At 34.0% G+C, this 13,969-nt stretch carries 15 protein-coding genes; 2 read left to right on the plus strand and 13 right to left on the minus strand.

The annotated features are described in order from the left end of the window. Window positions 1-210 precede the first annotated feature (210 nt). Complete coding sequence (locus tag BW936_RS18270; RefSeq protein ID WP_076551095.1) at window positions 211-2,757, plus strand: phosphoenolpyruvate carboxylase; 2,547 nt, start codon at window positions 211-213, stop codon at window positions 2,755-2,757. A gap of 79 nt (window positions 2,758-2,836) precedes the next feature. Here BW936_RS18270 and BW936_RS19765 read toward each other — a convergent pair whose 3' ends face one another. The 13 genes from BW936_RS19765 to BW936_RS18330 all read right to left on the minus strand — a co-directional run bounded on the left by BW936_RS19765 (window position 2,837) and on the right by BW936_RS18330 (window position 13,520). Continuing rightward, complete coding sequence (locus BW936_RS19765; protein WP_167368360.1) at window positions 2,837-2,980, minus strand: hypothetical protein; 144 nt, start codon at window positions 2,978-2,980, stop codon at window positions 2,837-2,839. Window positions 2,981-3,079: 99 nt separating this feature from the next. After that, complete coding sequence (locus BW936_RS18275; protein ID WP_076551097.1) at window positions 3,080-4,579, minus strand: M20/M25/M40 family metallo-hydrolase; 1,500 nt, start codon at window positions 4,577-4,579, stop codon at window positions 3,080-3,082. Window positions 4,580-4,876: 297 nt separating this feature from the next. Next, window positions 4,877-5,107, minus strand: a complete 231-nt coding sequence (locus BW936_RS18280) for a hypothetical protein (protein WP_076551100.1) — start codon at window positions 5,105-5,107, stop codon at window positions 4,877-4,879. A 1-nt stretch (window position 5,108) separates the two neighbouring features. Beyond that, window positions 5,109-5,873 carry a tryptophan synthase subunit alpha gene (gene trpA / locus BW936_RS18285; protein ID WP_076551103.1) on the minus strand — a complete coding sequence of 255 codons (765 nt, stop codon included), beginning with the start codon at window positions 5,871-5,873 and terminating at the stop codon, window positions 5,109-5,111. Window positions 5,874-5,879: 6 nt separating this feature from the next. Continuing rightward, on the minus strand, window positions 5,880-7,064 hold the full coding sequence (gene trpB, locus BW936_RS18290; RefSeq protein ID WP_076551106.1) for a tryptophan synthase subunit beta: 1,185 nt from the start codon (window positions 7,062-7,064) through the stop codon (window positions 5,880-5,882). After that, the gene (locus tag BW936_RS18295; RefSeq protein ID WP_244156273.1) at window positions 7,061-7,666 is read right to left on the minus strand and encodes a phosphoribosylanthranilate isomerase; all 606 of its coding nucleotides are present in this window, start codon (window positions 7,664-7,666) and stop codon (window positions 7,061-7,063) included. Before BW936_RS18295 ends, trpB begins: the two co-directional genes overlap by 4 nt. Before the next feature lie 20 nt (window positions 7,667-7,686). Further along, window positions 7,687-8,472, minus strand: coding sequence for an indole-3-glycerol phosphate synthase TrpC (gene trpC / locus BW936_RS18300; protein WP_076551112.1), 786 nt, complete (start codon window positions 8,470-8,472; stop codon window positions 7,687-7,689). A gap of 50 nt (window positions 8,473-8,522) precedes the next feature. Further along, entirely contained in the window at window positions 8,523-9,518 is a 996-nt protein-coding gene (gene trpD / locus BW936_RS18305; RefSeq protein ID WP_076551115.1) for an anthranilate phosphoribosyltransferase, read from the minus strand. Between the two features lie 80 nt (window positions 9,519-9,598). Continuing rightward, the gene (locus BW936_RS18310; RefSeq protein ID WP_076551118.1) at window positions 9,599-10,168 is read right to left on the minus strand and encodes an anthranilate synthase component II; all 570 of its coding nucleotides are present in this window, start codon (window positions 10,166-10,168) and stop codon (window positions 9,599-9,601) included. A 1-nt stretch (window position 10,169) separates the two neighbouring features. Further along, complete coding sequence (locus BW936_RS18315) at window positions 10,170-11,567, minus strand: anthranilate synthase component I family protein (RefSeq protein ID WP_076551121.1); 1,398 nt, start codon at window positions 11,565-11,567, stop codon at window positions 10,170-10,172. Between the two features lie 253 nt (window positions 11,568-11,820). Continuing rightward, entirely contained in the window at window positions 11,821-12,402 is a 582-nt protein-coding gene (locus BW936_RS18320; protein WP_208611143.1) for a YceI family protein, read from the minus strand. Between the two features lie 30 nt (window positions 12,403-12,432). Continuing rightward, window positions 12,433-13,065, minus strand: coding sequence for an NAD(P)H-dependent oxidoreductase (locus BW936_RS18325; protein WP_076551125.1), 633 nt, complete (start codon window positions 13,063-13,065; stop codon window positions 12,433-12,435). An 8-nt stretch (window positions 13,066-13,073) separates the two neighbouring features. Beyond that, complete coding sequence (locus BW936_RS18330) at window positions 13,074-13,520, minus strand: MarR family winged helix-turn-helix transcriptional regulator (protein ID WP_076551127.1); 447 nt, start codon at window positions 13,518-13,520, stop codon at window positions 13,074-13,076. 140 nt (window positions 13,521-13,660) lie between these two features. Between BW936_RS18330 and BW936_RS18335 the strand changes: the two genes are divergently transcribed. Continuing rightward, window positions 13,661-13,969, plus strand: coding sequence for a rhodanese-like domain-containing protein (locus BW936_RS18335; protein WP_076551129.1), 309 nt, complete (start codon window positions 13,661-13,663; stop codon window positions 13,967-13,969).

Consider the following 13,969-nt stretch of genomic DNA (forward strand, 5'->3'; position numbering starts at 1 on the left):
ATGAATTTTTTATTTTTATTTACGTGATAAAAGTAGAAAAGTGGTGTTGTTTTATGGAATATTTGTTGTCAATAGACACAATTTTGTGGTATACTTCTATGAATATGACATTTTGCAATAATCATTCTTTAAATCCTCTAGGAATAGCGATATTTACTTTCGAATTTTAGCAAGTTTGCCGTAACAATTCGGTTTAAAGTTTTTAGATATATGCAACAGAAAGAAAGGTTGGCAGAATTCAAGAAATCTGTCCAAAATAAGTTTAACGTCTATAACAGTCTTTTTCTAAATCTACCCTATAAGAATATTGAGAATGTGGGTATGTTAATTCCGTTATTACTGAACCAGTCTGAAAAAGGATTGAGTAACGGACTTAATCCAAAAGAGATTCTTGAAAACTTTTTTGAAAATTACGTAGAAACCAAATCAGAAAAGGACCAGATAGACTTTATGTTTCGCATCATACAATATGTGGAGCGCCAAGTAGTACTTTATGATAGTGTTGAAGACGCTGCATTCCCAAAATTGCATAAGCATTCAAGTTCATTGTCTTTAAAAGATTATTTTCAATTGGTAGAAAAGAATAAATCTTGGGATACTATTTGGGACAAGTTAAGTACATTCAGTGCTAGAATAGTGTTAACTGCACACCCAACTCAATTTTATACTCCTGCGGTTTTAGATATTATAACTAACCTTAGAACTTTAATTTTAGAAGATAAAATTGATGAGATTGATGTTGGCTTACAACAATTAGGGCTAACCTCTTTAATCAATGCCAAAAAACCTACCCCTTTAGATGAGGCAAAAAATATTATATATACGCTAAGACATGTGTACTATGATGCTATAGGTGATATGTACGCATATATTAAAGAAAGTACAGGTTCTAGGCAATTTGAAAATCATGATATTGTAAAATTAGGCTTTTGGCCTGGTGGTGACCGTGATGGTAACCCGTTCGTAACCTCGGCTATTACTAAAGATGTAATGAACGAGCTTCGTTTAACCCTAATGAAGTGTTATTATAATGATTTAAAAGGTTTGGTTCATAAACTTACCTTTAAAGATGTGCAAGAGCCTTTGCAGAAATTGAGATCAAACCTGTACACTGCTATGTTTGATAGTTCTAAAGATATTGGGTATGAGGATCTCATTGTTCCTTTAGAAGAAATTAGGTTGATTCTTATTGAAAAGTATCAAAGTCTTTACCTAAAAGATTTAGAGAATTTTATAGATAAAGTGAAAATTTTTAAAGTACACTTTGCAACTATAGATATACGTCAAGACCACAGTATGCATACCAAGGTTATGGTTGAGGTTTTGAAAAAGAATGGATTAATTAAAGAAGAGCTTAACGAATTGTCTGAAGAGAAATTAATTGATATTCTTTTACATGAGAATTTACAATTAGTGGCTAATGATTATAAAGAAGATATTGTAAAAGATACCATCAAAAATATACTTCAATTACAGACCATACAAGAGAAGAACGGTGAAGAAGGATGTAATAGATATATCATTAGTAATTCTGAGGATAAGTACTCTATTCTTTTTGTTTATGCATTGTTTAGATGGTGTGGTTGGGCAGATAAGAAAATTACCTTTGATATTGTGCCGTTGTTTGAAACCATGAACGGTATGGACACTGCTCAAGATACTATGCAGTTCTTATTCAATTTACCTGAATACAAAGCGCATTTAGAAAATAGGAATATGAAGCAGACTATAATGCTTGGCTTCTCTGACGGAACTAAAGATGGAGGTTACCTAAAAGCGAACTGGTCTATCTTGAAAACTAAAGAGGAACTTTCAGAGGTGTGTGATGAGCATGGAATAGCGGCTGTATTCTTTGATGGTAGAGGAGGTCCGCCAGCAAGAGGTGGTGGTAAAACACATCGTTTTTATGCGGCACAGACGAATAAGGTTGCTAATAACGAAATACAACTTACTATACAAGGGCAGACAATTACCAGTACATACGGAACAAAAGAACAATTTATTTATAATAGCGAGCAGTTGTTGACAGCAGGTTTGTCTAACACTATTCTAGAAAAGGAAATTGTTATTTCTGATGCAGATAGAGAATTGATCGAAGAATTATCCGAGCTTAGTTTCAAGAAATATGATGATTTAAAACATCATGATAAGTTCATGCCTTATTTAGAGAATATGAGTACTCTTAAATATTATACCAAGGCAAATATTGGAAGTAGACCAGGTAAAAGAGGTAACAAAGCTAAATTAGAATTATCAGATTTAAGGGCTATTTCATTCGTAGGATCTTGGAGTCAATTAAAGCAAAATGTACCAGGTTATTACGGTATTGGTACAGCTTTAAAGAAGCTAGAAGATGATGGTAGATTTGAAGAGGCTAAAAGAATATATCAAGAAGTACCTTTCTTTCAAGCTTTAATGATGAATAGTATGATGAGTCTTACCAAATGTTATTTTGAGTTGACTAGCTATATGAAAGAGGATGAGGAATATGGTGCATTTTGGGAAATTCTTCATGCTGAGTATAAGTTATCTAAGGCTATGTTGTTAAAACTTTCTGGTATGGAAATTTTAATGTCTAAAGAAGCAATCTCAAGAGAATCCATTAAAATACGTGAGAATATTGTATTACCGTTATTAGTGATACAACAATACGCATTACAGAGAATTGGCGAAGGTACAACGTATAGGGAACTGTATGAGAAAATTGTTACAAGATCTCTTTATGGGAATATTAATGCCAGTAGAAACTCGGCATAGAACAACTCTAAAATTATCAAAACAAAAAGCCCGATTCCATTTAGAATCGGGCTTTTTGTTTTGTAGCTAAAATAGCATGCTACTTTTTGTTTTGTTGATTTTTAATAGTCTCTTTATCAATATCAAATTTGTTCGTCTCTACATTAGTATTCCCAGTTGGGTTTGTAGGGTTGTTCTGTTCTACTTTTCTTTTAAACTTTTTATTATCTTTTATAATTCCCATAGTATCTATTTTTTTAAGGTTCAACAAAAAGATACCAAATAGAAGCCAAGAACTCCGTTAATAGGCTGATAAAGCTTTGTTATGGAATGTTAAACCGCTCTACTCATTTATATCATTACTTAGTAGCGTATAGAATACTTTAATACCATAAGCAATCTGCCCAATTTTTAAATTTTCATTGGGACTATGTTGATTATTGTCTGCATTTACCAAAGGGATAATAAATGCCGGAATCTTCAATTCATTTATAAAAGGAGAAATAGGTACGGTACCGCCCATTATTCTTATTTGAACAGGTTTTTCCCTTAATGTAGTTTCCATTGTCTTTACAATACTATTCCCAAACGGATTATTTAAATTGGTACGGAACGCATCTGTAACTGTACCTTCTTTAATAGTAACGATTTTATCGTACTTTAAACGGTCTTCCATAGTTGGTGCTGTATCCATAACATGAAAGCCTTGATTTTTAATGTGATCTTTTACTAGTTTTTTAAGTCTGGTACCATCAGATTCTGGGACTAATCTTAAATCTAACTCTGCAGTTGCGGTCGCTGGTACTATAGTTCTAGCTTGCTCACCGATCCATCCAGAACTTAACCCGCGAATATTCAATGAAGGATATTGTAGCGCTTCTTGGTAAAAACTACCTACTTTTTCAGCTTTGGATATGGCTAGGTTTTTATTGATCTCTTCAATGCTATCTGGCACACTTTTTAGCACTTCTAGTGTTGCTTCGTCCAAGGTAATTCCGTCATAATATCCTTTTATTAAAACCTTTCCATCAACATCTTTCATGGTGGCTAGAAGTTGCGCTAATTGAAATCCAGGGTTTGGTGCGTAATTACCATAATGACCACTATGCTGAGGTTTAATTGGTCCGTGAGTTGTTATTGACAATGTTGTAATTCCTCTGCAACCATAAACTATCGTTGGCTTTCCGGAAACATGAACCGGACCATCATTGATAACTAAGAAGTCAGCTTTTAACAAATCTTTGTAAGTACGAACCGCTTGTGGTAAAGGAGCGCTACTTTTTTCTTCTTCACTATCTAAAATGACTTTTACATTATAGGGGATGTCAATATTATCTTTTTTAAGTGCATCAATAGCATTTAAGAACATTATGATAGGTCCTTTGTCATCAGATGTAGATCTGCCAAATAGTCGCCAATCATAATTGATATCATCTTCTAAATCTGAAAATGCTTCCTTTTTCCACCCGTCATCAGTTTTTGACTTAAGAACTACTTTGTATGGGTCATTTTGGTCCCATTTTTTAGCATCAACAGATTGTCCGTCTAAATGCATATAGAATAAAATGGTGGGTTTATTGTCATCCATTGGTAGGGCTGCAAAAAATAGAGGTAGACCATTCGTTTCTAAAATGGTGCTGTTAAAGCCGCGTTCCGTGAATTTCTTTCTAAGCCAAAAAAGATTGGAATCAATATCATCTGCGTTTAAGGCATCATTAGGTATTGCTACAAATTCTCTTAACTCTACAATGGCATTTGCAACTTTAGATTTTATTAGAATAGAGTCTTGAGCGTAGCCAGAATAAAGGGATATAATTAATAGAAAGGAAAGTAATTTTCTCATGTTAGTTCTCGTAGATATATTCTCTAAATGTAAGCAATATGTAGGGAATTGAACATGAAATAGAAAATGGCAAATGTTAAGATTTTCTATATAAAATAGTAAGTCTTTTTAGAGTTGAATTTAGAGCTTGGTTTTATTGTTCTGTTAAGATAATGGCAGTTAGCTAGGTGTATTGAAATTATATTAATATTAAAAAAGAGGTTATCGAATATGACAACCTCTTTAGGGTATAATATCAATACAAAGAATCAATTTTTATTTACTTCATGTAAATGTCTTGTAATTCATACCGTCAGTTTAACTGCTGGATTTGTAATTGAAAATTTTCATGAATATAAAACGTATTAAAAGTATAAACGGAAAGCCATGGAATACAACATCAAACCAATCCATGAAGACCATTCCCTTGGCTCCACCTAGGATCCATTTTAGTTTACCCCAAATATGGGGTTCAGGAAAGAATGGTGCCAATCCTAGGGTTAGGCAAAGTAAAATAATCAATTTCCAATTACTTAAAAACTCTTTCAAATTAACGTATTAAATTCACGAAATCAGCAGTTTTACCAGTTCCATTAGCTGTTAGGTGCTTAATAAAAGCAGAACCAATAATAGCACCTTTAGCAGTTTTGGTTGCTTGCTTAAACGTTTCCTTGTCCTTAATACCGAAACCTACAATTTGTGGTGTGTTTAGATTCATTGCGGCTATGCGTTCAAAATAACTTTCTTGCTCCTGGCCAAAACCAGATTTAGAACCAGTAACACTTGCAGAACTTACCATATAAATAAATCCGTTAGATGCATCATCAATTTTACGTATACGAGCTTCGCTAGTTTGTGGGGTTATTAGAAATACATTTAGGAGTCCGTATTTCCTGAAAATAGCTTCATAATCTTCTTGGTATATATCTAATGGAAGATCAGGTAAAATGAGTCCGTCAATACCAATTTCTTGACATTTTTTACAGAATGCCTCAACACCATATTGCAACATCGGGTTAAAATATCCCATGATGATTAAAGGGATAGAAACCGTTTTACGAATATCTTTTAATTGATTAAAAAGTACTTCGGTAGTCATTCCGTTTTTCAATGCAGCGGTAGAACTTTCTTGAATTGTTGGTCCGTCTGCTAAAGGATCACTGAAGGGTAATCCTATTTCAATCATATCTACACCGTTCTTTTCTAGATCTTCAATGATTTTAACTGTTTCGTTCAGTGTTGGATACCCTGCTGTAAAATATATAGATAGAAGTTTTTTGTCTTCTTGTAATTTCGAGGTAATTCTATTGCTCATAGTGGTTTATGCTAGCTTAAAATAATCAATATAAGTGTTCAAATCTTTATCTCCGCGGCCAGAAAGGCTAATGACGACAACATCATCTTTCTTGAATTTTTTATGTTCAAAAATCGCAAATGCGTGTCCCGTTTCAATAGCAGGAATAATACCTTCTAGTTGCGATAATTCTAAACCTGCCGCCATGGCTTCATCATCTGTAGCAGAATAAAATTCTGCACGACCAGATTTGTAAAGATGTGAATGCATGGGGCCAACGCCTGGGTAGTCTAATCCAGCGGAAATAGAGTAGGGCTCTGTAATTTGACCGTCTGTTGTTTGCATTAACATGGTTTTACAACCGTGAATAATACCTACTTTACCAAGTGCCGATGTTGCGGCACTCTCTCCAGAATTTACTCCTTTACCAGCGGCTTCAACGGCAATAATACCAACCTCAGGTTCATGTAAGAAGTGATAGTACGTGCCTGCGGCATTACTACCGCCACCAATACAAGCTACCACATAATCAGGATTTTCGCGTCCTTCTTTTTCTTTCAATTGCCATTTTATCTCTTCGGATATCACAGACTGAAAACGAGTTACCATATCTGGATAAGGATGTGGGCCAATAGCAGATCCAATAATGTAATGCGTATCTACAGGATTATTGATCCAATCTCTTATAGCTTCATTTGTAGCATCTTTTAATGTTCTACTACCGGATTTTGCAGGTCTTACTTCTGCACCTAACATTTTCATCCGCGCTACATTGGGTGCTTGACGGGCAATGTCAATTTCACCCATGTATACGATACATTCCATACCCATTAAAGCACAAACGGTAGCCGTAGCAACACCATGCTGGCCTGCGCCGGTCTCGGCAATAATTCTGGTTTTGCCCAATTTTTGAGCCATTAGAATTTGACCAATGGTGTTATTTACTTTGTGAGCACCTGTGTGGTTTAGATCCTCTCTTTTTAAATATATTTTGCACCCGTGCTTTTCAGAAAGACGTTTAGCAAAATATAGCGGAGAAGGTCTACCAACGTAGTCTTTTAAAAGCTGATTGAATTCTTTCTGAAAAGAATCTTCATACATCAGTTTTATATAATTTTGGCGTAGCTCCTCTACATTTGGGTACAACATTTCAGGTATATAGGCACCGCCAAATTCCCCGTAGTATCCTTTTTCGTCAGCATTATAATTCATAGCGCTTCTTTAAACTTTTGTAATTCTTTAATATTTTTTAAACCTGGTTCTATTTCAAAAGAGCTATTGACATCAATGGCATAGCAATATTTAGATTCAGGTGTTTTTGCAAACTCATTAATCTTTTCCAGATTATTTAGCCCAATACCACCGCTTAGAAAGAATGGTTTGGTAGAAGAATACTTTTTAAGAACAGACCAATTAAATGTATATCCATTTCCTCCAGGTAACTTTCCCTTAGTATCAAAAAGGAAATAGTTGCACACATTTTCATAGGGCGTTAAAACATCAAAGTCGAATTCCTCTTTAATAGAGAATACTTTTATAATGTCGACTTTATGATTTAGTTTTTTTAGTTCTGCTGCAATTTTTATGCAATATTCTGGAGTTTCATGGCCGTGTAATTGTAAGCCTTGTAATTGATGTTCGTTAACCATGCTAATAACATAATCAATATTGGCATCAACAAAAACGCCTACTTTACTTATGGAATTAGGTAGTTCAGGGATTTTACCTTCAAAAAACCGAGAAGAAGGCTCCCAGAAAATAAAGCCCAAATAGTCTGGTCGCAATTGTGCAACTTCAGTCATATTCAGTTTCATTCCACAAATTTTAAGCTTCATTACTTCTTAAGGTTTTTAATGAATTCAATAGCAATTTTACCAGGGTTATCGGTCTTCATAAAATTCTCTCCAATTAAAAAGCCTTCATAACCGTATGGTTTTAATTCTTTAATAGCTTCAATAGAACTAATACCGCTTTCAGATACCTTTACAAAATCATCTGGAATCAGTGTTGATAAGGATTTGCTAGTTTCTAAACTGACCTCAAAAGTCTTAAGGTTTCTATTGTTTACACCTAACATATCTAAACTTGGCATAATAGATTTATGTAGTTCTTCTTCATTATGTACTTCTAATAGTACATCTAAACCCAAGTTTTTAGCTAGTTCAGAGTAGGTTTTAATTTCCTGTTTTGTTAGAATAGCTGCAATGAGTAAGATTACATCTGCACCGTGCGCTTTGGCTTCAATTATTTGATATTCACTTATGATAAACTCTTTACGTAACAACGGAAGTTTAACCGATGCACGTGCTAAGATTAGGTCTTCAATAGAGCCGCCAAAGTATTTAATGTCTGTAAGAACACTCATGCCGCAAACTCCAGCTTTTTCATAACCTTTGGCAACTTGCCCAACATTTGCATTTTGGTTAATGCTTTTTTTTGATGGAGATCTGCGTTTAAATTCAGATATAATTCCCGTATCGCTATTTTTAAGTGCTTGAGCCAAAGAGTTCGTTTTCCTTTCATAAAGCACAGAAGCCTCATGATGAGAAACCGGAATAATCGATTTTTTCAACTCGACCTCTTTACGTTTATCGGCTACTATTTTATCTAGAATGTTCATGAAATCTATCTTTTTTATAACATCGTTAATTCGTGGACAAAGCTTTTTTTTTAATTTTTACTCAACTCTTGTATTTTTTTCAAAGCCGCTAGTCCGTGTCCACCTAATAAAGACTCTTTGGCTTTTTCAAAACCTTCTAGAGGTGTTAGGTTGTTTACCGTTGCAATTGCAATACCGGCATTGGCACATACCACATTATTCTGTGGTTCTGTACCTTTACCTTGTAAAACATTAAGGAAAATTTGCGCAGAAGTTTCAATAGCATCCCCGCCTACAATATCACTTTGCTTTATTTGTTTTACACCAAAATCAGATGGTTTTAGCATGCTTTCCGTATGGTTAGAAATTGTTTTGGTATTTCCTGTCAAAGAAATTTCATCATAACCATCTAAAGCATGTAGCACGGTGAAATTCTTATCGGTTTTCTGATAAAGATAGCCATACATACGAGCCAGTTCCAAATTGAAAACACCTACCATTTGGTTTTTTGGAAAAGCAGGATTCACCATAGGACCTAGCATATTAAAGAATGTTTTCACGGCTAAATCTTTACGGATGGGAGCCACATTTTTCATAGCAGGGTGAAATAGGGGAGCGTGCAATACACAAATACCCGCTTTATCAATACATTTTTCTAAAAAGTCTGATTCATTACTGAATTTTATCCCTAGAAATTCCATTACGTTACTACTTCCACATTTAGAAGATACACCGTAATTACCATGTTTGGTGACTTTTACACCCGCACCAGCGGTTACAAAAGATGCTAATGTGGAAATATTAAAAGTGTCTTTACCATCACCACCTGTACCACAAAGGTCAATAGGGTTATAAGCGGATAAATCTACCGCTAAACATAAATCTAACAAAGCATCTCTAAAGCCTTCAAGTTCTTCAATAGTTATGCTACGCATCATATAAACGGTTAAAAATGCTGCAATCTGACTGGTATTGTAATCACCTTTTGCAATATTTACCAAAATACGTTTCGCATCTTCTTTGGAAAGTATTTCGTGATTTATAAGTTTATTAAGTGTCTCTTTCATTTTTTTAATAGTATTAAGTAGTTAGTATAGAGTACATAGAAGTCTTTTTTTTCTTACTACTTTGTACTTTATACCTTTTACTATGCTTCAGCATTTAACCAATTCTCTAGCATTTGTTTTCCTTGTGGAGTAAGAACGGATTCTGGGTGAAATTGTACAGCACGTACATCAAATGTCTTATGACGAAGAGACATAACTTGTCCGTTTTCATCTATAGAAGTAGCCTCTAAAACTTCTGGTAAATCAGCATTCACTACCCAAGAATGGTACCTTCCTACTTCAATTTCTTTTGGTAGTCCTTCAAAAATAACATCCTCTTTGGTGATTTTTATAGAAGTGGCAATTCCGTGATATACTTTATCCAAGTTTATTAAAGAACCACCAAAAACTTCTGCAATGGCCTGTTGCCCTAAACAAACACCAAAAATGCTTTTGGTGGGAGCATATTTTTCTATGATTTGTTTTAACAGTCCTGCCTCATCAGGTATACCAGGACCTGGAGAGAGGACAATTTTATTAAAATGATCAACCTCTTCTAACGTAAGTTGATCGTTACGTTTTACAATAACCTTGCAACCTAATTCCTCTAAGTAATGCACTAGATTATAAGTGAAACTATCGTAATTATCTATAACTAATATTTTCTTCATCTTAAATGTCTTCAGCTATTTCTAATGCCTTGGTCAAAGCGCCTAGTTTATTGTATGTTTCTTGTAATTCACTTTCAGGGTTTGATGCGGCGACCAATCCGGCGCCAGCCTGATAGTGTAATTTGTGATTTTTACTTAAAAAAGTTCTGATCATTATAGCATGATTGAAGTTCCCGGAAAAATCCATAAAACCTATAGCACCACCGTAATAACCACGGCTGGTTTTTTCATATTTTTCAATGAGTTGCATAGCCATGTGCTTTGGTGCACCACTTAACGTACCTGCAGGGAAAGTGTCTGCTACCACTTTCATGGTTGGAATATCACTTTTCTTCATTCCGGTTACCTTAGAAACTAAGTGTATAACATGAGAGAAAAACTGAACTTCTCTATAGTTTTCTACTTGTACAACGCTACCATTTCTACTAAGGTCGTTACGGGCAAGATCCACTAACATTACATGTTCACTGTTTTCTTTATTGTCCGTCTTCAGTTCTTTGGCAAGTTGTGCATCTTGTTCATCGTTTCCGGTTCTTTTAAATGTACCGGCAATAGGGTGAATTTCAGCTTTACCTTCGCTGACGATCAGTTGCGCTTCTGGAGAACTACCAAATATTTTAAAATCCCCATAATCAAAATAGAATAAGTATGGAGAAGGATTTACAGAACGCAAAGCTCTATACACATTAAACTCATCACCTTTAAAACCTTGTGAAAAGCGACGGCTTAAGACCAACTGAAATACATCGCCACGTTGACAGTGTTTTTTAGCTAATTCTACATGCGCTCTATATTCTGAATCTTCTAAATTAGATTCTCTATCCCCTTCTATTTTGAAATTATAGGTAGCGAAGTTTCTAATACTTAAAAGTTGCTCTAATTCAGGTATGTTGTTTTCGGTATTGTAACAATGAGCAAAAAGGTAGGCTTCATTCTTATAATGATCAATGGCTATGATGTTTTGATAAACGGCATAGTAAATATCCGGTATGCGAACAGAGTCATCTTTAACAGTTATATCTATATCTTCAAAATAACGAATGGCATCATAGGCCATATAGCCAAACATACCATTAATAATAAATTTATAGTCATTATTATCTGCCTTAAAGGTTTTACTAAAGGTGTCTATAATATCTACAACGTTTATCTCTGGTGTAATTGGAGTTTCTTCAATAACCCCATCAGGAAATTGTTTAACAATAATTTCATTTTCCACTTTAATAGAAGCAATAGGATTGCAACATATGTATGAAAAACTATTATTATTAGCGTGATAGTCACTACTTTCTAATAAAATGCTATTAGGAAAACGGTCTCTTATTTTTAAATAAACGCTAACCGGCGTCATTGTGTCGGCAAGAATTTTTTTATGAAATGTCTTAAATTGATAGGTCATAGATACTTTTATAAAATAAAGAAGGCTTGTCGTGATGACAAGCCTTTATATAGTTTTACTACAATGATGCTTTGCTCACGATGTTTTTCGTAAGTTGTTCCACCACCAAGAATTTGCGATTAAATTTTTCATTGAGCATCAAATATAAAAAGGAAATTTAAACTATCAAACTTTACTTTGTCAAAAATAAAAATCCCTTTGAATATATCTCAAAGGGATTTTAAATTGTGGTACTATAAACAACAGTGAAATTTTATAATGCTAGATCTACCACTAAATCAAAATCATCATAGATAGCTTTATCGCCTAGGTCGTCAAAGAAGCTTCCAGAACCATATTTAATATCAAATTTAGTTCTATCAATCTTGATAGTGGCAGTTGCTTTATTTTCAAACATAGAAACAACAAGTGTTACAGGTTTTGTAATACCTTTAATAGTTAAGTTTCCGGTTACGGTATATGAGTTATTGTTCATTGATTTTACAGAGGTAAATACCAATTTAGAGGTAGGGTTGTTTTCTACCCCAAAGAAATCTGCAGACTGTAAGTGTCCTTCTAATTTTTCTTTTCCTTTACCAGCTTCTAGGTCGTTAACAGTTATTGAAGTCATATCAACAACAAATTCACCGCCAGTTAAATTTTTGCCGTTCATTTCTAAATGACCAGACTTTAGGTTAATACTGCCATAATGGGATCCAGTTACTTTATACCCTTTCCATGTAACGGTGCTTTCGCTGACCTTTACTTCTTTTTTCTCTCCGTCAATAGGGGTAGATGCGGTTGCTGTAAGACCGAATACGGCAACGAATACTAAACTTAATAATGATTTTTTCATGTTTCTAATTTTAAAATGATTGTGTTTAATTTAAATATGTGTAATAATTTGTTCTTTGGAATACCTGACCTTAGGATAATTTTGGGTAGCGTCATCTGCTGATCTATAGCCAACTGCTAAAACCACGGCAGTATTCAATCCTTTATCCGTAAGACCAAGAATTTCATTGTATTGCGCTTTGTCAAAACCTTCCATGGGGCAAGTGTCTATTTTCATTTCAGCTGCAACCGTCATTAAATTTCCTAAAACGATATAAGCTTGATTAGAAGTCCAGGAGCCTTTGAAAGTATCTGCCTGGTCTAATAAAGTTGATTTCATTGTTTGTGAAAATCCTAAAAGGTCATCTTTAGATAATCCTCTAACTGCCATAATATTTGCAATATAATCGTCTATCATGGTAGCATCAAACGTAGGTTTATTTGCTAAAACTAGAAGGTGAGATGCATCTGTTATTTGTGGTTGATCAAAAGAAGCTTTTTTTAATTTAGTTCTAATGTTTGCCTCTTCAATAACATAAAAATGGTATGGTTGAAGACCGTATGAAGAAGCTGTTAACCTAGCTGCTTCTAACAATATTTTTAAATTCTCGCTGCTCACTTTTTTAGAGTGATCGAATTTTTTAGTGGCATAACGCCAGTTGAGTTTATTTAATAACGCCTTCATTATCTTCCTTAAAATTTATTCAATAGTTTATTAAATTCATGTAGTTCTTTCTCCATAAAATTTTTAAGTATTCTTTTCTCTGCTTCAAAAAGTATTCCGTCAATTTTTTTTAAAACATTTAAGCCGTCTTCCGTAATTACAATTTCAACCTTGCGTCTATTTTTTAAGCAAACATTTCTATTTACATAACCTTTTAAAATTAATTTATCGACCAAACGAGTAGTGTTGCTCATTTTGGTTACCATTCTTTCATTTATGGTAGAAAGATTAGCAGGTTTGTTATTCTGTCCCCTTAGAATCCTTAAAACATTAAATTGTTGAATAGAGACATCAAAGGGTTTTAGTACTGCTGCTATTTCTTCATCAATTTTATTGGCAACCAATGCTATGTGAATTAGCGTCCGTTTTGCTAACGGCATCTGCTGGTTGGTTTTAATAATTTCTTCTACATTCATGTTGATACAATAATTGTATATACAAATGTATAATTATTTTTGAGTATTTGAATTTAATTATGGATTAAATATTTGTTAAATTCGTGAGAGGTATCCCAATAAAGAAAAATCGATTATTTTTGTTGTATATAATAAATACTATGGCAGATTTATCACAACAAGATTGGGAGGAACAATTAGAGAAAGATTCTAATGCGGTAATTCTCGATGTACGTACAGAAGAAGAAATAGAAGAAGGTATTATACCTAATGCTATAAATATTGACATTTATAAAGGACAAGAGTTTGTAGCAGAGCTGGAGAAATTTGATAAAACAAAAAATTATTATGTGTATTGCAGGTCTGGTAATAGAAGTGGGCAAGCTTGTGCAATAATGAATAACCTTGGTTTTGATAAGGCATTTAACCTTCAAGGAGGTTTTATGAATTGGGAAGGGGAAACTTCCTAA

The organism is Maribacter ulvicola (assembly GCF_900155985.1).
Classification (GTDB): domain Bacteria; phylum Bacteroidota; class Bacteroidia; order Flavobacteriales; family Flavobacteriaceae; genus Maribacter; species Maribacter ulvicola.

What these genes read in the sequence shown, in the direction of transcription:
- BW936_RS18295 (WP_244156273.1), bottom strand. Translation starts at nt 7,666, where the DNA reads ATGAAACTGAATATGACTGAAGTTGCACAATTGCGACCAGACTATTTG.
- BW936_RS18325 (WP_076551125.1), bottom strand. Translation starts at nt 13,065, where the DNA reads ATGAAGGCGTTATTAAATAAACTCAACTGGCGTTATGCCACTAAAAAA.
- BW936_RS18330 (WP_076551127.1), bottom strand. Translation starts at nt 13,520, where the DNA reads ATGAATGTAGAAGAAATTATTAAAACCAACCAGCAGATGCCGTTAGCA.
- trpD (WP_076551115.1), bottom strand. Translation starts at nt 9,518, where the DNA reads ATGAAAGAGACACTTAATAAACTTATAAATCACGAAATACTTTCCAAA.
- BW936_RS18320 (WP_208611143.1), bottom strand. Translation starts at nt 12,402, where the DNA reads ATGAAAAAATCATTATTAAGTTTAGTATTCGTTGCCGTATTCGGTCTT.
- BW936_RS18335 (WP_076551129.1), top strand. Translation starts at nt 13,661, where the DNA reads ATGGCAGATTTATCACAACAAGATTGGGAGGAACAATTAGAGAAAGAT.
- trpC (WP_076551112.1), bottom strand. Translation starts at nt 8,472, where the DNA reads ATGAACATTCTAGATAAAATAGTAGCCGATAAACGTAAAGAGGTCGAG.
- BW936_RS18270 (WP_076551095.1), top strand. Translation starts at nt 211, where the DNA reads ATGCAACAGAAAGAAAGGTTGGCAGAATTCAAGAAATCTGTCCAAAAT.
- BW936_RS18310 (WP_076551118.1), bottom strand. Translation starts at nt 10,168, where the DNA reads ATGAAGAAAATATTAGTTATAGATAATTACGATAGTTTCACTTATAAT.
- BW936_RS18315 (WP_076551121.1), bottom strand. Translation starts at nt 11,567, where the DNA reads ATGACCTATCAATTTAAGACATTTCATAAAAAAATTCTTGCCGACACA.
- trpB (WP_076551106.1), bottom strand. Translation starts at nt 7,064, where the DNA reads ATGAATTATAATGCTGACGAAAAAGGATACTACGGGGAATTTGGCGGT.
- trpA (WP_076551103.1), bottom strand. Translation starts at nt 5,873, where the DNA reads ATGAGCAATAGAATTACCTCGAAATTACAAGAAGACAAAAAACTTCTA.
- BW936_RS19765 (WP_167368360.1), bottom strand. Translation starts at nt 2,980, where the DNA reads ATGGGAATTATAAAAGATAATAAAAAGTTTAAAAGAAAAGTAGAACAG.
- BW936_RS18275 (WP_076551097.1), bottom strand. Translation starts at nt 4,579, where the DNA reads ATGAGAAAATTACTTTCCTTTCTATTAATTATATCCCTTTATTCTGGC.